Origin of the sequence: Erwinia sp. V71, assembly GCF_965644245.1 — a bacterium.
Classification (GTDB): Bacteria; Pseudomonadota; Gammaproteobacteria; order Enterobacterales; family Enterobacteriaceae; genus Erwinia.
This window is the reverse complement of the sequence record NZ_CBFFRK010000039.1, coordinates 1-22,088: the sequence shown is the minus strand read 5'-3', so window position 1 is coordinate 22,088 and position 22,088 is coordinate 1. Positions and strand designations below refer to the sequence as shown.

The following is a 22,088-nucleotide window of genomic DNA, read 5'->3' as shown; positions in this document are numbered from 1 at the left end:
GCGCCACTTGTTAGCAGAGGTTTCAGTATCGTCTCTGTCAACAGCGGGAAAGGGATGCCGTCAGTAATTACATTCCGCTCGGTGCGACAGTAATAAATGATTGTTGCTGGGCTTCGTTCAGCAGGCGCTGCTGCAGTGCCGCAGCCTGTTGACGGTTGCTGAAGGGGCCCATCCGGACGCGATTCACGCCACCGCTGGTGGCAACGTTGGCGGGTACGCCAAAACGCTGGCTGAGCGACTGTGCCCACTGACGTGCACGGGCGTTATCACTCAGTGCGCCGACCTGCACCACAAAGCCGGAGGTGGTGGTCAGGCTGCGTACACCGGAAGAGGCCACTGGTGCACTGGCGGTAGCGACAACCGGTGTACTCGCGGCTGCGGGCTGCGTTTCACTGCCTTCCAGCACGCCGGAACGCAGTGGTGTTGGCGCACCAAGGAAACCGTTGCTTTGCACCGGAGCGCCCATGCGGTCACTGCTGGTCAGCGTCTGGTTATCAACCGCGCGGATATTCTCTGGCTGGCTGGCAACAGGTTGTGTCGCGATGGACTGTGGCTGGCTGGCCACCAGACCTGTCGAACCGCCGCCCAGCACGGTCATGCCGCCGCCGATGTCCGGACGTGAAGGCAGCGCATAGCTCTGTTTCGCGACGGTGGTGCCTACGGTGCCCGGGCCGGACAGGGTGCCATCCGGCGCGACCTGAATGTAATCGACGCGCACTTTGGTGTTATTGGAAATATTCAGACGATCGCCCGCGGCACGCGACAGGTCGATAATACGTCCTGGCGTATAAGGGCCGCGATCGTTAACGCGTACCACAATCTGACGGCCGTTAGCGACGTTGGTGACGCGCACATAGCTCGGCAGTGGCAGGGTGGGGTGTGCGGCCGTCAGGGCGTTCGGGTCAAAGATTTCGCCCGTCGCGGTGCGATTGCCGCTGGCTTCCTCGCCATACCACGCGGCAAGACCGGTTTCGCTGTAATTCGACGGATCTTTCACGATACGGTAAGTCTTACCGTTCACGGAGTAATCCTGGCTGGTGCCGGGATTGATCGGTTCGTAGCGCGGCTCCACACCGCCAATTTCCACGACCGGACCGTTGTACACTGACTGCTGCGGCGCAGGTGCGCGCTGTTCTGTCGGGGTACAGGCCGCCAGTAACAGTGACGCAACGATAATACCAGGCCAATCCTTACGCATGTGACGCCTCTTAAACGCTTTTTGACAACATTTTTCGATGAGTATGGATCGACATCACAATGCCAAATCCGGCCATAAGTACGATCAGGGCGGAACCGCCATAACTGACCAGCGGTAAAGGTACGCCAACCACCGGTAAGATACCACTAACCATGCCAATGTTAACGAAAACATAGACAAACAGGATCAGCATCAGTCCGCCAGCCATGACGCGGCCAAAGGTGGTCTGTGCCCGTGCGGCGATCATCAGGCCGCGTACAATCAGCAGCACATACAGTGTCAGCAGGATTAAGACGCCGACCAGTCCCAGCTCTTCCGCCAGTACCGCGAAGATAAAGTCAGTATGGCGTTCCGGCAGAAATTCGAGCTGCGACTGCGTACCGTGCAGCCAGCCTTTGCCGCGTAAGCCGCCGGAGCCGATGGCAATCTTCGACTGAATAATATGATAGCCTGCGCCGAGCGGATCGCTTTCCGGGTCTAGCAGCATCATGACGCGGTCACGCTGGTAATCATGCATCAGGAAGAACCAGAGTATCGGGATAAAAGCGGCAACCAGTAAGGCCGCGACGCCGATAAGTTTCCAGCTCATACCGGATAAAAACAGCACAAACAGGCCGGACAGCGCCACCAGAATGGAGGTGCCGAGATCGGGCTGCGCCGCCACCAGCAGGGTAGGCATAAAGATCAGTACCAGCGCGATACCGGTATTTTTCAGCGACGGCGGACACACATCGCGGTTAATAAAGCGCGCCACCATCAGCGGCACAGCGATTTTGGCGATTTCCGACGGCTGGAAGCGGACGATACCGAGATCGAGCCAGCGCTGCGCGCCTTTACTGATCTGGCCGAACACATCCACGGCTACCAGCAGGATGACACAGACGATATACAGATAGGGCGCCCAGCCCTCGTAAACCCGTGGCGGCACCTGCGCCATCACGACCATCACCACAATGCCCATTACGATCTGGCCGATCTTACGCTCCATCATCCCCGGGTCCTGGCCGCTGGCGCTCCACATCACCAGCGCGCTGTAAATCAGCAGGCCGGCGATAATCACCAGAAAGATCGGATCAAGATGGATTTTGGTCCAGATAGTTCTCTTTTGCGGACTATCGTTCATCGACATGCTTATTCACCCTCATAACCTGATGGCACCGGCGGGGCATCAGGCAGGTCGGTATTGTTATCGCCCAGCATAATGTGGTCGAGGATCTGGCGCATAATGGTGCCCACTGCCGGGCCCGCGCCGCCGTTTTCGAGGATCATCGCCACAGCCACACGTGGTTTGTCATACGGGGCAAACGCCGTCATCAGTTTGTGGTCGCGCAGACGTTCGGCAATTTTGTGCGCGTTATAGGTTTCATTCTCTTTCAGGCCATACACCTGCGCAGTACCGGATTTGGCAGCGATTTTATACGGCGCATCGGCAAAACTTTTGTGCGCAGTGCCGTTCGGCCGGTTGGCAACGCCATACATGCCGTCTTTGGCGATTTCCCAGTAGCCCGAGTGAATATCGCCAATCGGCGCTTGCGCCACCTGACGATACGGAACCTGCACATTGTTTTCCCGCGTGCTGAGCAGCAGATGCGGCACTTTGACGATGCCGTCATTAATCAGCGTCATCATCGCTTTATTCATCTGCAGCGGCGTAGCCGTCCAGTAGCCCTGGCCGATACCAACCGGGATAGTATCCCCCTGATACCACGGCTTTTTAATGCGTTTCAGCTTCCACTCGCGGTTCGGCATAATGCCTGGATACTCTTCCGACAGGTCAACTCCGGTCATCTGGCCGTAGCCAAACTTGCCCATCCACTCGGACAGGCGGTCGATACCCATATCGTAGGCGACTTGATAGAAGAAGGTATCGGCGGACTCTTCCAGCGATTTGGTGACATTCAGACGGCCATGGCCCCAGCGTTTCCAGTCGCGGTAGCGTTTTTCGGAACCTGGCAACTGCCACCAGCCGGGGTCAAACAAGCTGGTGTTTTTGTTGATCACCCCGGCGCTAAGGGCGGAGACGGCCACATACGGTTTCACCGTCGACGCCGGAGGATAGGTTCCCTGCGTGGCGCGGTTAATCAGCGGACGGTTTTCATCGTGCAACAGACGGTTGTAGTCTTTGCCGGAAATGCCGTCGACAAACAGGTTCGGGTCATAGCTTGGTGTGGAAACCAGCGCCAGAATATCGCCGTTACGCGGATCGGTGACCACCACTGCCGCACGGCTGCCCGCCAGCAGGGTTTCAATATATTGTTGCAGATGCAGATCGATGGTCAGGGTAATGTCGCGTCCGGCCTGAGGAGACTGCTCGTGCATCTGACGGATCACGCGCCCACGGTTATTGACTTCGACTTCTTCGTAGCCGGTTTTTCCGTGCAGCACATCTTCGTAATAGCGTTCGACACCCAGCTTGCCGATATCATGAGTCGCAGCGTAGTTCGGCCATTTGCCTTCTTTATCGAGGCGTTCGACATCACGGTCGTTGATTTTCGACACATAGCCAATCACATGCGTCAGGGCGGAACCATAGGGGTAGTAGCGGCGCTGGTAGCCTTTCACTTCCACGCCAGGAAAACGGTACTGGTTGACGGCAAAACGCGCCACCTGCACATCCGTCAGCCCCGATTTTACCGCGATGGAAGTAAAGCGGCGCGAGCGTTTGCGCTCTTTCTCAAAGGCGTCAATATCGTCATCGCTGAGATCGACGACCGTGCGCAGATCTTCCAGCGTTTGCTTAAGGTCGTCGACTTTTTCCGGAATCAGTTCCAGCTGATAAATGGTGCGGTTGAGCGCCAGCGGGATGCCGTTACGATCGTAAATAATGCCGCGACTGGGAGCGATGGGCACCAGTTTGATACGGTTCTGGTTGGAGCGGGTGCTGTAATCGTCAAAACGCAGAATCTGCAGGTGGTACAAATTAACCACCAGAACACCGGAAAGCACCAGAATACCAAAAAGGGCGACCAGCGCACGCCGGACAAACAGCGATTGTTCGGCGGTATAGTCACGAAAAGAGTTGCGTTGTAATTTCATCCGCTGCTTATTTTTATCCGGTTCAGTGCTATGGGTTATTCACGGTGATAAGGATGATTCGCGGTAATACTCCATGCGCGATACAGGCTTTCTGCCACCAGGACCCGTACCAGCGGATGAGGCAGGGTCAGGGCCGACAGTGACCAGCTCTGCTCGGCCGCGGCTTTACAGGCTGGCGCCAGCCCTTCCGGTCCGCCGATCAGCAGGCTGACATCGCGGCCATCCTGCTTCCAGCGCTCAAGCTGCGTCGCCAGCTGCGGGGTTTCCCATGGCTGGCCGGGAATATCCAGCGTGACGATGCGGTTGCCTTTACCTGCTGCGGCCAGCATCGCTTCGCCTTCTTTTTCCAGAATGCGCTTAATATCGGCATTTTTGCCGCGCTTGCCTGCCGGCACTTCGGTCAGCTCCAGCGGAATATCTTTCGGAAAACGACGCAGATATTCCATAAAACCCGTCTGCACCCAGTCGGGCATTTTGGTGCCAACGGCAATCAGCTGCAGCTTCACGCATTAACCCCAGAGTTTTTCCAGCTCGTACAGGCGGCGGCTCTCTTCCTTCATCACATGCACAATCACTTCGCCGAGATCGACCACGACCCAGTCCGCCGCTGCTTTGCCTTCCACACCCAGTGGCAGCATGCCCGCCAGACGTGATTCCTGAATCACGTGATCGGCAATCGAGGTCACATGGCGCGTCGAGGTGCCGGTGCAGATAATCATGCAGTCCGTGATGCTGGACTTGCCCTTCACATCCAGAGCAAGAATGTCCTGGCCTTTAAGATCATCAATCTTATCAATAACGAAATCTTGGAGTGCTTTGCCTTGCAAAAGGTTCCCCCTCGGGTAACTGAGTGCTGACGCGTTATCGCACAGGATGTCTGTAACAGGTGCTGATAAGCGTAACAGGATTTATCAACGGGCCGCAGCCCTGAAAATGAGCGGCGCAGTATAGCATGACCGTGTCACGCAGAATATATGCTCGTCATACATCAGACCAGGCAGACACCGCCTGATGTAACGCATCAGTCAGAGTATAACCCTTCGCGATCGATATAAGCGCTGACAGCAGCAGGCAGCAGGTCGTCACAGGATTCACCGCGCTGGCGGCGTTGACGAATTTCCGTGGCGGAGATGGCGACCAGCGGCGTGTCGGCCAGGAAGATACGCCCGGCGGGTTGCTGGTGCAGGACGCGGGGATCATCGGTGAGATGGCTTTCCAGCCAGTGTTGCAGCTGCGGTGTTTCCATTTGCGTGGCGTAACCCGGACGCTTGCACACCAGCAGATGGCACAGCGACAGCAGATCCTGCCAGCGATGCCATTTGTGCAGTGTCAGCAGCGAATCCTGACCAATAATAAAAGCCAGCGGTTGCTGTGCGCCACGTTCCTGACGCAGTTCCGCCAGCGTTTCCACTGTCCATGATGGCGTGGCGCGTTGCAGCTCGCGTTGATCGAGGCTAAACAAGGGTTGTCCGGCGATAGCCAGTTGCACCATCGCGACGCGCTGCGCGGCGGAAGCCTGCGGCTGCGGGCGATGAGGCGGCACATTATTGGGCAGCAACGTGACCTGCTGCAGACCCACCTGCTGCGCCAGGGTGGTGACCGGGCGCAGATGGCCAAAATGAATCGGGTCGAAAGTACCGCCAAACAGCGCGTGCAGGCTGGCTGTTTCAGACATCGCAGAAGCTCTCAGGAAACGATTTATTACAGAGTAGCAGAGACAGGGTTTCCAGCTCCGCCCACAGCGACTGGCCGTAATCCTGTTTCAGGGTAATTTCGATGCGGGTGAGCAGACGAATTGCCTGCAACAGCTGACGGGCATCAAGGCGCTGCAATGCGTCGCTAAACAGCGGGCGACGGTTCTGCCAGATTCGTTGCTGATCAAACAGGGTGCGCTGCGGTGTGGTTTTCATCTGCCGTTGCAGTGACAGCAGCGTCATCAAATCACGTTGCAGGGTGCGGATCATAATCACCGGTTCACTGTCTTCCGCCTGCATCTGGCGCAGGATATGCAATGCGCGTTTGCTCTTGCCAGCCAGCAACGCATCAACCCAGTGGAACGGGGTAAAATGCGCCGCGTCGTTAACGGCTTGCTCGACACGCGGCAGTGTCAGTTTGCCATCCGGCCACAGCAGGGAAAGCCGCTCCAGCGCCTGCGACAGCGCCAGCAGATTCCCTTCGTAGCAGTAACACAGCAGCTGATTCGCGGCATCATCCAGCGACAGTTTCATCGCCTGTGCGCGGTTTGCCACCCAGCGCGGCAGTTGCGCCTGTTCGGGCGTGACGCAGGGCACCATCACGGCATTGCTGCTTAACGCTTTGAACCATGCACTGTTCTCCTGCGCTTTCGTCAGCTTGTTACTGCGGATGATCAGCAAAATATCGCTGTGCAACAGCGTGGCGAGTTTGACCAGCTGTTCGCCCATCGCAGCATTAGGGCCGTTGTCCGGCATGATCAGCAGCAGGGTCTGGCGACTGGCAAACAGGCTCAGTTCCTGACAGGCGCCGAAAATCACGTCCCAGTCGGTACTGGCATCGAGGGTAATGCTTAAATGTTCGGTGAATTGCTGCTGTTGCGCCGCCGCGCGCACGGCGTCCTGGCTTTCCTGCAGCAGCAGAGGTTCGTTACCACACAGCAAATAACAGGCGCGCAGCCCCTCACGAAGCTGCGCGCCGAGTTGTTCAGGATAAATCCTGATCATTGCAGATTTCTGCCACCTGAGGCGGTGGCCGTTTCAGTACCGTTAACCGCCGGGGGAGTGCGATCCTGCTGTGCCGCTTCCTGGTTCTCCTGAGCAGCATGGACACTTAACAGCTTACGAACCAGCTGTTCGGCGGCCTTATCGCGCATCTCCTGAATGATGATCGTCTGTTCCGCATCTTTCGCCAGCGCCGCCAGCGGGTTGTCGAAGAACGAGCGATAAACCGTCGTGTTGATCGGGTAGATGCCTTTGTTCGGCAACAACACCTGAGCACTGACCGTCATCATCATGGAGTATTCAGCGGTTTTACCGTCACGGAAGACCGAGGCGGTATCACGACCAACACTTTCTCCCAGCAGGCGCAGCGATGGAATATCCGTGCGCGTCCCCGGCTTTTCAACGATAGAGACGGCGTTCAGGCGCAGTTGCTCGCGCACGCTGCGCGTCAGCGGGCCATACGGGTCGCTACTGTCGAGGATCAGGGTTTGCATTTCTGAGGGCACCTTGGTGGTGCCGCGCAGATGAAAACCGCAACCCGCGGTGACCAGCACCGCGAAGCCTAATAACAGAGTTAAAATCGGATGTCGCACAGTTCCTCCTGAACTTAACCCACAACCAGGTTAAGCAGTTTGCCTGGTACGTAAATCACTTTACGAATCGTCACGCCGTCGAGATATTTCGCGACCAGATGTTCCTGAGCCGCACGCGCCTGCACCTGTTCCTGCGTCGCGTCAGCCGCTACGGTGATCTTACCACGGACTTTACCGTTAACCTGCACCACCACCAGCAGTGAATCTTCCACCATGGCGGATTCATCGGCTTGCGGCCATGGGGCGTTATCGACAACACCTTCGCCGCCCAGCGCCTGCCACAGCGAGAAGCTGGCGTGCGGGGTGAACGGATACAGCATACGCACGACTGTCAGCAGCGCTTCCTGCAACAGAGCACGATCCTGCTCGCTCTCCTGCGATGCACGCGCCAGTTTGTTCATCAGCTCCATAATCGCCGCGATAGCGGTGTTAAAGGTCTGACGGCGGCCAATATCATCTGACACTTTGGCGATGGTTTTGTGCAGATCGCGACGCAGCGCTTTCTGGTCGTCATTCAGGCTGGCGATATCCAGCGCACTGACTGCACCTTTTTCGGTGTGATCAAACGCCAGTTTCCAGACACGTTTCAAGAAGCGGTTTGCCCCTTCCACGCCGGATTCCTGCCATTCCAGCGTCATTTCCGCTGGTGATGCAAACATCATAAACAGACGTACGGTATCTGCGCCGTAACGCTCAACCATCACCTGCGGGTCGATGCCGTTGTTTTTCGACTTCGACATTTTGCTCATGCCAGCGTAGACCACTTCGCGGCCTGCGTTGTCAGTCGCTTTCACAATACGGCCTTTCTCGTCGCGCTCAACGGTGACATCAATTGGTGACACCCAGTTACGCTCGCCATTCGCGCCAACATGGTAGAAGGCATCGGCCAGCACCATACCCTGACACAGCAGGCGTTTGGCGGGCTCATCAGAGTTCACCAGACCAGCATCACGCAGCAGTTTGTGATAGAAGCGGAAATACATCAGGTGCATGATGGCGTGTTCAATGCCACCCACATACTGATCCACTGGCAGCCAGTAGTTCGCCGCCGCCGGGTCCAGCATACCTTTGTCGTAGTCCGGACAGGTATAACGCGCGTAGTACCAGGACGACTCCATAAAGGTGTCAAAAGTGTCGGTTTCACGCAGCGCAGGCTGACCGTTAACGGTGGTTTTCGCCCACTCCGGGTCGGCTTTGATTGGGCTGGTGATGCCATCCATTACCACATCTTCTGGCAGGATCACCGGCAGCTGATCTTCCGGGGTTGGCATCACGGTGCCATCTTCCAGGGTGACCATCGGGATTGGTGCGCCCCAGTAACGCTGACGGGAGACGCCCCAGTCGCGCAGACGGTAGTTAACCTTGCGCTCGCCGACGCCTTTTTCCGCCAGTTTGTTGGCGATGGCATTAAAGCCTTCTTCGTGCGACAGGCCGCTGAATTCGCCAGAGTTAAACAGCACGCCTTTCTCGGTCATTGCGGCGGCGCTGATATCCGGCTCGCTGCCGTCCAGGTTCAGGATAACCGGCTTAATCGCCAGGTTATATTTGGTGGCGAATTCCCAGTCGCGCTGGTCATGGGCTGGGACAGCCATCACGGCTCCCGTGCCGTATTCCATCAGCACGAAGTTCGCTGTCCAGACTGGCAGTTTTTCACCGGTCAGCGGATGGAGGGCAAACAGGCCGGTGGCCATGCCTTTTTTCTCCATGGTCGCCATATCGGCTTCCGCGACCTTGGTGTTGCGGCATTCCGCGATAAAGTCGGCCAGCGCCGGATTGGATGCGGCAGCCTGTGCCGCCAGCGGGTGACCCGCCGCGACCGCCAGGTAGGTGGCGCCGATAAAGGTATCCGGACGCGTGGTGTAGACGGTCAGTTTTTCTGCGCTGTCGGCCACATCAAAGGTGATTTCCACCCCTTCGGAACGGCCAATCCAGTTGCGCTGCATGGTTTTCACCTGCTCTGGCCAGTCTTCCAGCTTGTCGAGGTCGTTCAGCAGCTCATCAGCGTAATCCGTGATTTTCACGAACCATTGTGGGATCTCTTTACGTTCAACTTTGCTGTCGCAACGCCAGCAGCAGCCGTCGATCACCTGCTCGTTCGCCAGTACGGTCTGGTCGTTCGGGCACCAGTTCACTGCTGAGGTCTTTTTATAGACCAGACCTTTTTCATACAGTTTGGTGAAGAACCACTGTTCCCAGCGGTAATACTCCGGCTGACAGGTCGCCAGTTCACGGCTCCAGTCATAACCAAAGCCCAGCAGTTTTAGCTGGTTTTTCATGTATTCGATATTGTCGTAGGTCCACGGTGCAGGCGCCGTGTTGTTTTTCACCGCAGCGCCTTCAGCAGGCAGACCAAAGGCATCCCAGCCAATTGGCTGCAGGACGTTTTTGCCCAGCATGCGCTGGTAGCGGGCGATCACATCGCCGATGGTGTAGTTACGCACGTGGCCCATATGTAGGCGGCCAGAAGGATAGGGGAGCATGGAGAGGCAGTAGTATTTCTCTTTGCCTTCTTCTTCGGTCACTTTAAAAGTCTGCTTCTCGTGCCAGTGAAGCTGGACGTGGGATTCTATCTCTTCCGGGCGGTATTGCTCTTGCATGGCAGCCAGTGGTCCTTAGTGAATATACCCTTCATCTTTCAGGCGGTAGCGGCGTTGGCTGCAACCTGAAAGCGATTGAGTCTATATGCATCAGTTAAACAATGATCAGATCCGCATAGCATAGCGGCTGGTGCGCGCGGCAACAATAGTTAGCATCCAGACGAAGCGGATTTTCACTATTGTGGCGTGGCTGACAGAGCAAAACGGGGAGAAGCGCTAAAATAGAGTGGAATCATCATGCCGGCTGGCTAAGGAGAGGGAAATGAACAAGGTTGCTCAGTACTACCGTGAATTAGTGGCCTCGTTAACCGAGCGGCTGAATCGCGGCGACCGCAATATTGATGCGCTGGTGGAGAATGCGCGACAGCGCATGATGAATACCGGAGAGCTGACACGCAGTGAAATGGAAGAGGTTCTGCGTGCGGTCCGGCGCGATCTGGAGGAGTTTGCCCGCGGTTACACCGAAAATGAAGAGGATCTCAATGACAGTGTGTTTATGCGGATTATTCGTCAGAGCCTGTGGAAAGAGCTGGCGGATATCACCGATAAAAGTCAGCTGGAATGGCGTGAGGTGTTCCAGGATCTGAATCACCACGGCGTGTATCAGAGTGGTGAAGTGGTCGGGCTGGGGAATCTGGTGTGTGAGAAGTGCCAGTTTGAACGCGCGATTTACACCCCGGAGACGTTAAAACGGTGCCCGGAGTGTGGGCACGATCAGTTTCAGCGGCAGCCGTTTTCGCCTTAAAACTCTCCCTCGTAAAACGTGGCAGAGGCTTTATGCTCCCTCCCCGTAGAACGGGGGAGGGTTGGGGGGGAGCAACCATTAGCAATTCCCACATTGTTTGCTCCCCCCTCCAGGCCTCCTCCCGCTTCACGGAGGGAGGAATTAGTGCAGGATCTTCGCTAGGAAGTCGCGGGCGCGTTCTGACTGCGGGTTATTGAAGAAGTCATCTTTCGAACGATCTTCGACAATTTTCCCTTCATCCATAAAGATCACCCGGTTCGCCACTTTGCGCGCGAAGCCCATTTCGTGGGTTACCACCATCATCGTCATGCCTTCGTTGGCCAGTTCGACCATCACATCCAGCACTTCATTGATCATTTCCGGGTCGAGCGCTGACGTCGGTTCATCGAACAGCATCGCGACCGGGTCCATGCACAACGCACGGGCAATCGCCACACGCTGCTGCTGGCCGCCGGACTGCTGGCCGGGGAACTTGTTGGCATGGGCAGAAAGGCCCACGCGTTCCAGCAGCTTCAGTCCTTTCTGGCGCGCCTGTTCTTTATCGCGCTTCAGCACTTTGACCTGCGCCAGCGTCAGGTTGTCGACAATCGACAGATGAGGAAACAGCTCGAAGTGCTGGAACACCATGCCAACCTGTGAACGCAGCTGCGCCAGATTGGTTTTCTTATCGGTGACCACCGTGCCGTTCACTTCAATGGAACCCTGCTGAATCGGCTCCAGGCCATTTACGGTTTTAATCAGCGTTGATTTCCCTGAACCTGAAGGGCCACATACCACCACCACTTCGCCTTTTTTCACTTCGGTAGAGCAGTCGGTCAGCACCTGAAAGTGACCATACCACTTGGAAATATTTTTCAGGGTAATCATTTAAACTGTCCTTTTCTTCTTTAAGTAGCTGACCAGCATCGATGCTGAAAAACTGATAACAAAGTAAACCAGACCGGCAAACAGAATCATTTCCACCTGTGTGCCATCGCGCTCGCCAATCGAAGAGGCGGTGCGGAAGAAGTCGGCAAGGCTGAGTACATACACCAGCGAAGTATCCTGGAACAACACGATGCCCTGCGTCAGCAGCAGCGGCACCATGGCGCGAAACGCCTGCGGCAGGATCACCAGCTTCATTGACTGCCAGTGGGTCATCCCCAGCGCCAGTGCCGCATTGGACTGGCCGCGTGAAATACTGAGAATACCGGCGCGAATAATTTCCGAATAGTAAGCGGCTTCAAACAGTGAAAACGCCACCATCGCAGAAATCAGACGGATATCGGTTTTTGGCGACAGCCCCAGCACCTGCTGCAGAAAACTGGGGACGACCAGATAGAACCACAGCAGTACCATTACCAGTGGCACGGAGCGGAACAGGTTGACATACAGTCGGGCAAACCAGCTGATCGGCGCAATCGGCGACAGACGCATCACCGCCAGAATGGTGCCCCAGATAATACCGAAGATCACCGCCGTTACGGTAATTTTCAGTGTGATCACCAGCCCGCTAAGCAGGTAGGGCAGGCTGGGAATAATCGAACTCCAGTCGTACTCGTACATCATTTACTCCCCATATTGCCCGGCAGGCGAACCTTACGTTCCACCAGTCCCATAATCAGCATAATCACCAGGTTAATGCCGACGTAGGCGAGGGTAATCGCGGTGAAAGACTCATAGGCATGCGCGGAGTAATCCAGCAGCTTCCCGGCCTGCGCCGCCATATCCACCAGACCAATCGTCGAGGCGATAGCGGAGTTTTTCACCAGGTTCAGCATTTCGGACGTCATCGGCGGCACAATCACGCGATAAGCATTGGGCAGCAGCACATAACGGTAGGTCTGCGGCAGTGTCAGTCCCATCGCCAGTCCGGCATTTTTCTGGCCGCGTGGCAGAGACTGAATCGCGGCACGTACCTGCTCACAGACGCGTGCCGCGGTAAACAGGCCAAGGCAGATCACCGAAGACGCAAAGAACTGAATATTCGGGTCCAGTTCCGCCTTGTACCACATGCCGAGGTCTTCACTGACCAGCTCTGGTGCCACCAGATACCAGAAGAAGAACTGCACAATCAGCGGGATATTACGGAATAACTCCACATAACAGGTGCCGATAGTGGACAGAAAACGGTTGGGGACGGTACGCAGGATGCCAAACAGCGATCCAACGCAGAAAGCGATAACCCAGGCGCACAGGGAAACCGCAATAGTGACCTGGAAGCCGGACCATAACCAGCCAAGATAGGTCGTATTACCAAACGGGGCTTCCTGCAGGAAAATACCCCAGTTCCAGTCGATTGACATAAATAACTCCGGTAAAAAAGGGGAGCGAAGCTCCCCTGAAGATTGGTGAGTGGCCCCCTTAAATGCCGGATGGGGAACGGCCATCCGGCATCTTTGCCCCTGAGGGGCGTATTTGTCTGTCCAGGCCAGTAATCAGCAATCAGGAGGGCAGGCCAGCTGCCCTTTATTGTCGTTATTAGTTTAGTGCCTTGTCGTTTGGTGCGCTGAACAGCGCTTTCATATCAGACGACAGGTCGAAGTTCAGGTTCACGTTCTTCGGAGGCGTTGGGTTTTTGAACCATTTATCAAACCACTTAGCCGCTTCGCCAGAAGTCTGGACCTGGGCAATGGTGTCATCCAGCAGCTTTTTGAACTCTGGATCGTTTTTACGCAGCATACAGCCGTAAGCTTCGCGTGACTGCGGCGTGCCGACGATATCCCAGTTATCTGGTTTCTTCGCTTTGGCGCGCTCACCTGCCAGCAGGGCATCATCCATCATAAACGCCACTGCGCGACCGGTTTCCAGCGTACGGAAGGAGTCGCCATGGTCTTTGGCGCTGATGATGCGCATATCCATTTTTTTCTCTTCATTCAGCTTGTGCAGCAGAATTTCAGAGGTGGTGCCGGAAGTGACCACCACGGTTTTGCCTTTCAGATCGGTGAAATCTTTAATCGGGCCGCCTTTCTTGACCAGCAGACGCGTACCGACCACGAAGATAGAGTTGGTAAAGGCTGCCTGCTGCTGACGTTCGAGGTTGTTGGTGGTGGAACCACACTCGAAGTCAAAGGTGCCGTTCTGCAGCAGAGGAATGCGGTTCTGCGAGGTGATTGGGAGCAGTTTGACCTGAAGATTTGGCTTGTTCAGCTTTTTCTTGATCGCATCAACAATCGCGTTGGAGTAATCCTGTGAGTAACCCACAACTTTTTGCTGGTTGTCGTAATACGAGAAAGGAACAGAAGACTCGCGGTGCCCCACAATGATCACGTCATCTTTCGCGATTTTTTCCAGGGTAGGTGCCTGCTGAGCCGCAGCCTGCGGTTTCGCCTCTTCTGCATAAGCGAGGCTGGAGGAGAGTCCTGCCAGGGCAAGCGCCAGCCCCAGTTTCCGTAATTTCATGTTCCAACTCCTTTCGTTTAGACGCTGACAGAAAATCGCGCCGTTTGTGATGTCGTGTGTATTTGCTGCTGCTTTTGTGTTGCTGCCGAGCCTGAACGGCTCTGTTTAGTTATTAAAATAGCCGAATGTTAACGTTATGAAACAGAAAAGTTTCTTTTTTGCGAACTCGCCCGCACCAAATAAAAGCATTTTTTTTGGCAATGCTTCGCCGTGGGGCATGCCGTGTGCCTTAATGGTGCAAACCGATGTTTCATTTGGTTACATTGGCTTATATGCAGCAATTGCACTGTAAATGTTTGCAATCACCGTGCCAAAAAAAGAGAAAACTGATGAAAAAGAAGCAGAAATGAGAGGTGGGGAAGATCATTTCCAGCGAGAGAGCGGTAGCAGGTCACACAGCCCGAGTCCGGTTTAGAGGAAACATCGCGATGGCTCCGGATCGGCTTGTCGCGGAGGACCGCGGGATGGTCGCCCCGAGTATCGCGAACAATCAGGCAACGTCTCGCCGTTAATCAGGCAGACCAGGGCAGATAATGAGGGGGGCGCATCGCCCTGCGAACAGTCATTCACAGGGCGAGAGTGCAAAAACTAGCGCTTACGTCGTAACCCTAACACTGCAGCAGCAAAACCAAACAGCAGGGTAATCACCCAGACTGGCCAGTTGCCGAAGCGTGCATACGGGGTCAGTCCCGTGGCTGGCGTCACGCGTGTTTCCAGAACCTGACGGGTAAACTGCGGAATGATCGCCTGTACGTTGCCATCGGCCTGCAAGACCGCCGTCACACCATTATTGGTGCTGCGCAGCAGCGGACGTCCCAGCTCCAGCGCACGCATGCGTGCCATCTGGAAGTGCTGCCACGGACCAATTGAATGACCGAACCAGGCATCATTCGATACCGTCAGCAGGAACTGAGTATCAGGACGGAAGTTGTCGCGCACCTGCTGGCCAAGCACAATCTCATAGCAAATGGCGGTCGTCAGGTTATAACCTGCCACCCGTAGCTGCGGCTGTACGTAATTGCCACGGCTGAACGACGACATCGGCAAATCAAAGAATGGCGCCAGTGGGCGCAGAATCCCTTCCAGCGGCACAAACTCACCAAACGGCACCAGATGGTTTTTCTGATAACGGTTATGGCTGCTGTAATCATATGGCTGCTCACCACCCAGCACGATCACACTGTTGTAATCGTGATAGCGGTTATCCTGCTCCAGTCGCGAATCGACAATACCGGTCACCAGGCTGCTGCCGGTGGCGCGTAACTCGCCGTCGACGCCATGCAGGAAACGCTGCTGATTCACTTCCAGGTCAGGAATGGCAGATTCCGGCCAGATAATGATCGGCGCTTTACCGACATACGGACGCGACAGCTCAGTGTAAATCCGCAGCGTGCGCAACAGCTCGTTCGGGTCCCATTTCATCGACTGGGCGATATTGCCCTGCACCAGTGCGACATCAACCGCCCGTTCCGGCTGTGCTTGGAACCAGCTGACAGAACGCAGCGGCCACGGCAACAACAGCAGAGCAATAGCGCCAGCGGCAGCGGCCAGACGGCGCTGCACTACGGCATAGACCAGCAGCCCGGCAATCATCACCAGCATAAAGGTGATGGCTTCGACGCCAAGGATCGGCGCGATACCTTTCAGCGGGCCATTGATCTGGCTGTAGCCAAACTGCAGCCACGGGAAGCCGGTCAGTATCCAGCCGCGCAGGAACTCCGTGAGTTGCCACAACACCGGTGCGGCCACCACCAGACGCAGCAGTGACGTGCGCGGCAGCAAACGTGTCAGTAATGCGGCAAACAGCAGTGGGTAGAGCGCCAGATACGCCGCCAGCAACACCACCAGAAAGACATTGATCGCCCCAGGCATGCCGCCAAAGGTCGCAATACTGACATACACCCAATTGATGCCGCTGCCGAACAGACCGAAGCCCCAGGCAAAGCCAATGGCACTGGCCTGCGCAGTGCTGCGGTTCAGCGTTAGCGCCAGTAACCCGCACAGTGACACCAGTGCGGCGGGCCAGAAATCATAGGGTGAAAAGGCCAGCGTGCCACAGGCACCAGTGAGCAACGCCAGCAGCAGGCGAACCCGCTGACGCAGGTATAAAGAGGCGATATCCATCTGTTGGTTATTCTTCCAGTTGTGGTTGCGGCGAGTTTTCCGGAATTCTGACATGAACCTGAATAATACGACGGCTGTCTGCCATCGCCACCCGGAACTGATAGCCATCAATCTCGATGCTTTCCCCACGCGCCGGTAAGTGGCCGAAGCCCTGCATCACCAGACCACCAATGGTATCCACTTCTTCATCGCTGAAGCTGGTGGCAAAGACCTCATTGAAATCTTCAATCGGCGTCAGGGCGCGTACGGTATAGGTGTGGCGGCTGAGCTGGCGAATATCGCGATCTTCCTCATCGTCATATTCATCTTCAATCTCACCGACAATCAGTTCCAGAATATCTTCGATGGTCACCAGGCCGGAGACACCACCGAATTCGTCAATCACAATCGCCATATGGTAACGCTGGGAACGGAATTCTTTCAGCATGCGGTCCACACGCTTACTTTCCGGCACCACCACCGCAGGACGCATGACTTTTTCCATGCTGAATGGTTCTGACTCGCTGCTCATAAACGGCAGCAAATCCTTCGCCATCAGAATCCCTTCAATATGATCTTTATCTTCGCTGATCACCGGAAAACGTGAATGGGCGGATTCAATAATCACCGCCAGGCACTCTTCCAGCGTCTGGTTACGTTTTAACGTCACCATCTGCGAGCGTGGGATCATAATGTCGCGAACGCGCTGCTCGGCAATATCCATCACCCCTTCCAGCATGTCACGGGTGTCTGGGTCGATCAGTTCGTTCTGTTCGGAGTCGCGGATCAGTTCCAGCAAATCTTCACGGTTTTTTGGCTCGCCGTGAAACAGCTGATTAAGAATCAGGGAAAAGAAGCCCTTCTTACTACTGGGACTGTCGCTATTTTGTGAATGGTCGTCGCTCATGGCGTTTAAATTAAGGTCTCTCTTGCTGAGGGAACGGTCTGCCAGCAATCAGCGCTGGCAGGCTTATCATCGGACAGAAGTCGCCACTACGGCGCTTCTTTCTCCGAAATGTACGGATCAGGATAACCAAGAGCAAGCATTATCTCGGTTTCCAGTGATTCCATCTCTTCGGCTTCATCATCTTCAATGTGATCATAGCCAAGTAAATGCAGACTGCCATGTACCACCATATGCGCCCAGTGGGCCATCAGCGCTTTCTCCTGCTCGGCGGCTTCCTGCTCCACCACCTGACGGCAGATAATCAGGTCGCCCAGCAGCGGCAGCTCAATGCCCGGTGGTGCTTCAAACGGAAACGACAGCACATTGGTCGGCTTATCTTTGCCGCGATAGGTCATATTCAGTTCGTGGCTTTCCGCTTCATCCACCAGACGAATGGTGACTTCGCTTTCAGGCTGGAACTGCGGCAGCACCGCTTCCAGCCAGCGCTGGAAATCGGCTTCCTGCGGTAACCCTTCCTCTGACGCGGTCGCGATTTGCAGGTCGAGAATCACTTCACTCATTTCTGCTCCTGAGCCGCCTGGGCGGCAAGGGCTTCGCGCTTACGCTCTTCAGCCAGTTCATCACGGCGTTTCTGGTCCGCCGCTTCCCAGGCCTCATAGGCCACCACAATGCGTGCCACCACCGGATGACGCACCACATCTTCACTGTGGAAGAAGTTAAAGCTCAGCTCTTCCACATCGGACAACACTTCAATCGCATGGCGCAGACCGGACTTGGTATTGCGCGGCAGATCGATTTGCGTCACGTCGCCGGTGATCACCGCTTTGGAGTTAAAGCCAATACGCGTCAGGAACATCTTCATCTGTTCGATAGTGGTGTTCTGGCTCTCATCCAGGATGATAAAGGCATCATTGAGGGTACGGCCGCGCATATAGGCCAGCGGAGCCACTTCAATCACGTTGCGCTCCATCAGCTTTTCCACGCGTTCAAAGCCGAGCATTTCAAACAGGGCGTCGTACAACGGACGCAGATATGGGTCGACTTTCTGGCTGAGATCGCCCGGCAGGAAACCGAGTTTCTCGCCTGCTTCCACCGCCGGGCGTGTAAGCAGAATGCGGCGGATCTCCTGGCGTTCCAGTGCGTCAACCGCGGCTGCCACTGCCAGATAGGTTTTCCCCGTACCCGCCGGACCGATACCGAAAGTGATATCGTGATCGAGAATATTGGCGATGTACTGCGCCTGGTTTGGCGTGCGCGGTTTAATCACGCCACGTTTGGTCTTGATATTGATGGCTTTACCGAATTCCGGCACGCTCTCGGCCGTCTGCTCCAGCACGCGGCTCTCTTTGATCGCTAGGTGAATCTGTTCCGGGTCGATATCGGCAATGGTGCCACGCACGGGCGCGGTATCGACATACAGGTTACGCAGTATATCCGCGGCAGCATTGACGCAAAGCGTGCGTCCCACCAGTTTAAAGGCGTTGTCACGGCGGTTGATCTCAATGCCGAGACGGCGTTCCAGCTGTTTGATATTGTCGTCGAACGGACCGCACAGGCTGAGTAACCGGCGATTGTCCGCGGGCTGTAACTGTATTTCGCGAGTTTCGATATTCAAACTAATCCTTTGGGTCACTCAGGGCCAGTTGGGAGTATTTTTCATGTGGCTTAACAACATGCGCCATAAAACCCATTATTTATGTCTGCGCAGAATGGCGCAAGCGAGAGAACAGATATTTGGGCGCAGCCTGCGGAAAGCAAGCGCAACGGGATGAAATTGCGCGGCGGGGTGGAATGCCCGCCGCAAAAATGGACATATCAGGGCTGGAAGGTACCGACGCCAAGCTCATTCTCTTTACGCGTACGCGCAATCACCGACGCCGGGCTTTCCACCACGCGCAGACCCATCTGTTCTTCGGTGCGTACCAGGATGCCGCGCAGGGAGTTGGTATAGACGTCAACGATTTCGACATCGACAAACTTACCAATCATCTCCGGCGTGCCTTCAAAGTTGACCACGCGGTTATTTTCGGTGCGGCCAGACAGCTCCATCACGTTTTTGCGCGAGGTGCCTTCCACCAGAATACGCTGCACCGTGCCGAGCATACGGCGACTCCAGGCCATCGCCTGCTGATTAATGCGATCCTGCAGGATATACAGACGCTGCTTTTTATCCTCTTCCGGCACATCGTCCGGCAGGTCGGCAGCCGGCGTCCCCGGACGGGCAGAGTAGATAAAGCTGAAGCTGACATCGAAATTCACATCGCCAATCAGTTTCATCGTCTGTTCGAAATCGGCCTGGGTTTCACCCGGGAAGCCGACAATAAAGTCAGAGCTGATCTGAATATCCGGACGCGCCGCGCGCAGTTTGCGGATAATGGCTTTGTACTCCAGCGCGGTATGGGCGCGTTTCATCAGCGTCAGAACCCGGTCTGCGCCGGTCTGAATCGGCAGATGCAGGAAGCTGACCAGCTCCGGCGTATCGCGATAGACGTCGATAATATCGTCGGTAAATTCGATCGGGTGGCTGGTGGTAAAGCGGATACGGTCAATGCCATCGATAGCCGCTACCAGACGCAGCAGTTCGGCAAAAGTGCAGATGTCACCTTCAAAAGAGGCGCCGCGGTACGCATTCACGTTCTGGCCAAGCAGATTCACTTCACGCACGCCCTGTGCCGCCAGCTGTGCGATTTCAAACAGGATATCATCGCACGGACGGCTGACTTCCTCACCGCGTGTATAAGGCACCACGCAGAAAGTACAGTATTTGTTGCAGCCTTCCATAATCGAGACAAAGGCGCTTGGACCTTCGGCACGCGGTTCCGGCAGACGGTCGAATTTTTCAATTTCCGGGAAGCTGATATCCACCACCGGGCTTTTTGTGCCGCGTACAGTGTTAATCATTTCCGGCAGACGGTGCAGGGTCTGCGGGCCAAAGACGATGTCCACGCAACTGGCGCGCTGACGAATAAGATCCCCTTCCTGCGATGCCACACAACCACCCACACCAATAATCAGTTCAGGGTTTTTCGCCTTCAGCAGCTTCCAGCGGCCCAACTGATGGAAGACTTTCTCCTGCGCCTTTTCGCGAATCGAACAGGTGTTCAGCAGCAGAATATCGGCCTCTTCAGCCACCTCTGTCAGGGTGTAGCCATGAGTGGTTTCCAGCAGGTCAGCCATTTTCGATGAGTCATACTCATTCATCTGGCAGCCCCAGGTTTTGATATGTAGTTTTTTAGTCATCGACATGTCATTACTCAAATGCAGAAGGGAATGCAGGGCTGGTAGTGTAATGCTTTGCTTTCGCCGTGACCAGCTTACCCATACGCTTTGCGGGTTTTATGTTAGTCAGCGCAAAATCCGGTACAATTTAACGTAATACACTCTTTGCTTTGCAGGTTGCGAGCCCGATCGCAGAAGGAAAATCGATGGATAACGCACATTTTGATGTGGTGGTAGTGGGCGGTGGTATGGTCGGCGGGGCGCTGGCCAGTGGGCTGGCGCAACAGGGATTTCATGTTGCGGTGGTGGAGCGGGAAGAGCCTACCGCGTTTGACCCGGCCAGCGAGCCTGATGTGCGTGTTTCCGCGATTGGCTGCGCATCAGTCGATTTGCTGAAGCAGATTGAGGTGTGGCCGCAGGTGCAGCAAATGCGTGCGGCGCCGTATCGCCATCTGGAAACCTGGGAGTGGCAGACCGCCCATGTGAAGTTTTCGGCGGCGTCGCTGGGTCTGCCTGAGCTGGGTTATATGGTCGAAAACAGCGTGCTGCAGCGCGCATTATGGCAGCGTCTGCAACAGCAGCAGGAAGTGACATTGCTGTGTCCGGCGGCATTGCAGAGCATGCAGCAGAATAATGGCGGCTGGGCGGTGACGCTGAATAGTGGTCAGACGGTGCAGACGCGGCTGGTGGTCGGCGCTGATGGCGCTAATTCGCAGGTGCGGCAGCTGGCCGGGATTGGTATTCACGGCTGGAACTACAGCCAGTCTTGTATGCTGATCAGTATTCGCTGTGAGCACCCGGCGGGTGACAGCTCCTGGCAGCAGTTCACGCCACAGGGCCCGCGTGCGTTTCTGCCGCTGTATGAGGATCGCGCCTCGCTGGTGTGGTATGACGCGCCAGCGCGCATTCGCCAGCTGCAGGCGATGCCGCTGGCGCAACTGCAGAAAGAGATTGAAGCAACGTTCCCGGCGCGCCTGGGGCGTTTTACGGCGCTGGCAGCCGGGTCTTTCCCGCTGGTGCGCCGCCATGCGGCAAGTTATGTACAGGAAGGGCTGGCGCTGGTGGGGGATGCGGCGCATACCATTAATCCGCTGGCGGGACAGGGCGTTAACCTTGGTTACCGTGATGTGGATGCTTTAATTGAGGTATTAGTGCAGGCGCGTAATCAGGCCGAGGACTGGCATTCTGCGGCGGTGCTGCATCGTTATCAGCGTAAACGTCAGAAAGATAATCTGTTGATGCAGAGCGGGATGGATCTGTTCTATTTCACCTTCAGTAATCAGCTAAAACCGCTTAAGGTGCTGCGTAATCTTGGGCTGATGGCGGCGGAGCATGCTGGCGTGTTAAAACGTCAGGCGCTGCGTTATGCACTGGGACTGTCGTAACAGGCCGGTGTGTGCTGCTCATATCAGACACTAAGTTAACAGATACCCACTGACGGTCCTTTCCCCCCGCCGGGCGAGGGACGGCAGGGATGGGGGAGCACACGACGCAATCTCTGTCGTGATTCCCCCTCCCTGACCCTCCCCGCATACCTGTACGGTCCGGGGACATTGCAGACAGGTGTTCGGGGACATGGTGAACACTTTTTAACATCCTTTACCCATGGTGAT

At 55.8% G+C, this 22,088-nt stretch carries 21 protein-coding genes; 3 read left to right on the top strand and 18 right to left on the bottom strand.

Annotated elements, in window-relative coordinates; genetic code table 11:
* Positions 1–67: 67 nt before the first annotated feature.
* From rlpA to leuS, 9 genes are all read right to left on the bottom strand, one after another.
* Positions 68–1,198, bottom strand: coding sequence for an endolytic peptidoglycan transglycosylase RlpA (gene rlpA, locus ACSZO1_RS10690; protein WP_437612318.1), 1,131 nt, complete (start codon positions 1,196–1,198; stop codon positions 68–70).
* A 10-nt stretch (positions 1,199–1,208) separates the two neighbouring features.
* Entirely contained in the window at positions 1,209–2,321 is a 1,113-nt protein-coding gene (mrdB, locus tag ACSZO1_RS10685; protein ID WP_437612346.1) for a peptidoglycan glycosyltransferase MrdB, read from the bottom strand.
* An 8-nt stretch (positions 2,322–2,329) separates the two neighbouring features.
* On the bottom strand, positions 2,330–4,234 hold the full coding sequence (gene mrdA / locus ACSZO1_RS10680) for a peptidoglycan DD-transpeptidase MrdA (RefSeq protein ID WP_437612316.1): 1,905 nt from the start codon (positions 4,232–4,234) through the stop codon (positions 2,330–2,332).
* 35 nt (positions 4,235–4,269) lie between these two features.
* On the bottom strand, positions 4,270–4,740 hold the full coding sequence (gene rlmH / locus ACSZO1_RS10675; protein WP_437612314.1) for a 23S rRNA (pseudouridine(1915)-N(3))-methyltransferase RlmH: 471 nt from the start codon (positions 4,738–4,740) through the stop codon (positions 4,270–4,272).
* Between the two features lie 3 nt (positions 4,741–4,743).
* Positions 4,744–5,061: a ribosome silencing factor gene (gene rsfS, locus ACSZO1_RS10670; protein ID WP_437612312.1), complete on the bottom strand. Its 318-nt coding sequence runs from the start codon at positions 5,059–5,061 to the stop codon at positions 4,744–4,746.
* Between the two features lie 194 nt (positions 5,062–5,255).
* Positions 5,256–5,909, bottom strand: a complete 654-nt coding sequence (nadD, locus tag ACSZO1_RS10665) for a nicotinate-nucleotide adenylyltransferase (RefSeq protein ID WP_437612310.1) — start codon at positions 5,907–5,909, stop codon at positions 5,256–5,258.
* Positions 5,902–6,933 (bottom strand): DNA polymerase III subunit delta, encoded by a 1,032-nt coding sequence (gene holA, locus ACSZO1_RS10660; RefSeq protein ID WP_437612308.1) that lies wholly within the window; start codon positions 6,931–6,933, stop codon positions 5,902–5,904. The genes nadD and holA overlap by 8 nt, the downstream gene beginning before the upstream one ends.
* Positions 6,930–7,523, bottom strand: a complete 594-nt coding sequence (gene lptE / locus ACSZO1_RS10655) for an LPS assembly lipoprotein LptE (RefSeq protein ID WP_437612306.1) — start codon at positions 7,521–7,523, stop codon at positions 6,930–6,932. Before lptE ends, holA begins: the two co-directional genes overlap by 4 nt.
* Positions 7,524–7,537: 14 nt before the next feature.
* Positions 7,538–10,120, bottom strand: coding sequence for a leucine--tRNA ligase (gene leuS, locus ACSZO1_RS10650; protein WP_437612304.1), 2,583 nt, complete (start codon positions 10,118–10,120; stop codon positions 7,538–7,540).
* Between the two features lie 262 nt (positions 10,121–10,382).
* Here leuS and ACSZO1_RS10645 point away from each other — a divergent pair, with 262 nt between their 5' ends.
* Complete coding sequence (locus ACSZO1_RS10645) at positions 10,383–10,865, top strand: zinc ribbon-containing protein (protein ID WP_437612302.1); 483 nt, start codon at positions 10,383–10,385, stop codon at positions 10,863–10,865.
* Between the two features lie 141 nt (positions 10,866–11,006).
* Here ACSZO1_RS10645 and ACSZO1_RS10640 read toward each other — a convergent pair whose 3' ends face one another.
* The 4 genes from ACSZO1_RS10640 to ACSZO1_RS10625 all read right to left on the bottom strand — a co-directional run bounded on the left by ACSZO1_RS10640 (position 11,007) and on the right by ACSZO1_RS10625 (position 14,246).
* Complete coding sequence (locus tag ACSZO1_RS10640) at positions 11,007–11,732, bottom strand: amino acid ABC transporter ATP-binding protein (RefSeq protein ID WP_437612300.1); 726 nt, start codon at positions 11,730–11,732, stop codon at positions 11,007–11,009.
* Positions 11,733–12,410, bottom strand: a complete 678-nt coding sequence (gene gltK, locus ACSZO1_RS10635) for a glutamate/aspartate ABC transporter permease GltK (RefSeq protein ID WP_437612344.1) — start codon at positions 12,408–12,410, stop codon at positions 11,733–11,735.
* Positions 12,410–13,150: an amino acid ABC transporter permease gene (locus ACSZO1_RS10630; protein ID WP_437612298.1), complete on the bottom strand. Its 741-nt coding sequence runs from the start codon at positions 13,148–13,150 to the stop codon at positions 12,410–12,412. The genes gltK and ACSZO1_RS10630 overlap by 1 nt, the downstream gene beginning before the upstream one ends.
* 175 nt (positions 13,151–13,325) lie before the next feature.
* Positions 13,326–14,246, bottom strand: coding sequence for a glutamate/aspartate ABC transporter substrate-binding protein (locus tag ACSZO1_RS10625; protein ID WP_437612296.1), 921 nt, complete (start codon positions 14,244–14,246; stop codon positions 13,326–13,328).
* 136 nt (positions 14,247–14,382) lie between these two features.
* Between ACSZO1_RS10625 and ACSZO1_RS10620 the strand changes: the two genes are divergently transcribed.
* Positions 14,383–14,538, top strand: a complete 156-nt coding sequence (locus tag ACSZO1_RS10620) for a hypothetical protein (protein WP_437612294.1) — start codon at positions 14,383–14,385, stop codon at positions 14,536–14,538.
* Positions 14,539–14,834: 296 nt separating this feature from the next.
* On the opposite strand, the gene lnt is transcribed toward ACSZO1_RS10620, so the two are convergent.
* The 5 genes from lnt to miaB all read right to left on the bottom strand — a co-directional run bounded on the left by lnt (position 14,835) and on the right by miaB (position 20,496).
* Complete coding sequence (gene lnt, locus ACSZO1_RS10615) at positions 14,835–16,370, bottom strand: apolipoprotein N-acyltransferase (protein ID WP_437612292.1); 1,536 nt, start codon at positions 16,368–16,370, stop codon at positions 14,835–14,837.
* A gap of 7 nt (positions 16,371–16,377) precedes the next feature.
* Positions 16,378–17,256: a CNNM family magnesium/cobalt transport protein CorC gene (gene corC, locus ACSZO1_RS10610; RefSeq protein ID WP_437612290.1), complete on the bottom strand. Its 879-nt coding sequence runs from the start codon at positions 17,254–17,256 to the stop codon at positions 16,378–16,380.
* Between the two features lie 86 nt (positions 17,257–17,342).
* Positions 17,343–17,816 carry an rRNA maturation RNase YbeY gene (ybeY, locus tag ACSZO1_RS10605; protein WP_437612288.1) on the bottom strand — a complete coding sequence of 158 codons (474 nt, stop codon included), beginning with the start codon at positions 17,814–17,816 and terminating at the stop codon, positions 17,343–17,345.
* A complete protein-coding gene (locus tag ACSZO1_RS10600) occupies positions 17,813–18,871 on the bottom strand; it encodes a PhoH family protein (protein WP_437612286.1) in 1,059 nt (352 codons plus the stop codon). Before ACSZO1_RS10600 ends, ybeY begins: the two co-directional genes overlap by 4 nt.
* 200 nt (positions 18,872–19,071) lie before the next feature.
* Positions 19,072–20,496, bottom strand: a complete 1,425-nt coding sequence (gene miaB, locus ACSZO1_RS10595) for a tRNA (N6-isopentenyl adenosine(37)-C2)-methylthiotransferase MiaB (protein ID WP_437612284.1) — start codon at positions 20,494–20,496, stop codon at positions 19,072–19,074.
* Positions 20,497–20,681: 185 nt separating this feature from the next.
* On the opposite strand from miaB, the gene ubiF reads away from it, so the two are divergent.
* Positions 20,682–21,860, top strand: a complete 1,179-nt coding sequence (ubiF, locus tag ACSZO1_RS10590) for a 3-demethoxyubiquinol 3-hydroxylase (protein ID WP_437612282.1) — start codon at positions 20,682–20,684, stop codon at positions 21,858–21,860.
* Positions 21,861–22,088 lie beyond the last annotated feature (228 nt).

Bases quoted from the DNA above. Each gene is read 5' to 3' on its own strand.
- rlpA (WP_437612318.1), bottom strand. From the start codon at position 1,198: ATGCGTAAGGATTGGCCTGGTATTATCGTTGCGTCACTGTTACTGGCG.
- mrdB (WP_437612346.1), bottom strand. From the start codon at position 2,321: ATGAACGATAGTCCGCAAAAGAGAACTATCTGGACCAAAATCCATCTT.
- mrdA (WP_437612316.1), bottom strand. From the start codon at position 4,234: ATGAAATTACAACGCAACTCTTTTCGTGACTATACCGCCGAACAATCG.
- nadD (WP_437612310.1), bottom strand. From the start codon at position 5,909: ATGTCTGAAACAGCCAGCCTGCACGCGCTGTTTGGCGGTACTTTCGAC.
- holA (WP_437612308.1), bottom strand. From the start codon at position 6,933: ATGATCAGGATTTATCCTGAACAACTCGGCGCGCAGCTTCGTGAGGGG.
- leuS (WP_437612304.1), bottom strand. From the start codon at position 10,120: ATGCAAGAGCAATACCGCCCGGAAGAGATAGAATCCCACGTCCAGCTT.
- ACSZO1_RS10645 (WP_437612302.1), top strand. From the start codon at position 10,383: ATGAACAAGGTTGCTCAGTACTACCGTGAATTAGTGGCCTCGTTAACC.
- ACSZO1_RS10640 (WP_437612300.1), bottom strand. From the start codon at position 11,732: ATGATTACCCTGAAAAATATTTCCAAGTGGTATGGTCACTTTCAGGTG.
- gltK (WP_437612344.1), bottom strand. From the start codon at position 12,410: ATGTACGAGTACGACTGGAGTTCGATTATTCCCAGCCTGCCCTACCTG.
- ACSZO1_RS10630 (WP_437612298.1), bottom strand. From the start codon at position 13,150: ATGTCAATCGACTGGAACTGGGGTATTTTCCTGCAGGAAGCCCCGTTT.
- ACSZO1_RS10625 (WP_437612296.1), bottom strand. From the start codon at position 14,246: ATGAAATTACGGAAACTGGGGCTGGCGCTTGCCCTGGCAGGACTCTCC.
- ACSZO1_RS10620 (WP_437612294.1), top strand. From the start codon at position 14,383: ATGAAACAGAAAAGTTTCTTTTTTGCGAACTCGCCCGCACCAAATAAA.
- lnt (WP_437612292.1), bottom strand. From the start codon at position 16,370: ATGGATATCGCCTCTTTATACCTGCGTCAGCGGGTTCGCCTGCTGCTG.
- corC (WP_437612290.1), bottom strand. From the start codon at position 17,256: ATGAGCGACGACCATTCACAAAATAGCGACAGTCCCAGTAGTAAGAAG.
- ybeY (WP_437612288.1), bottom strand. From the start codon at position 17,816: ATGAGTGAAGTGATTCTCGACCTGCAAATCGCGACCGCGTCAGAGGAA.
- miaB (WP_437612284.1), bottom strand. From the start codon at position 20,496: ATGACTAAAAAACTACATATCAAAACCTGGGGCTGCCAGATGAATGAG.
- ubiF (WP_437612282.1), top strand. From the start codon at position 20,682: ATGGATAACGCACATTTTGATGTGGTGGTAGTGGGCGGTGGTATGGTC.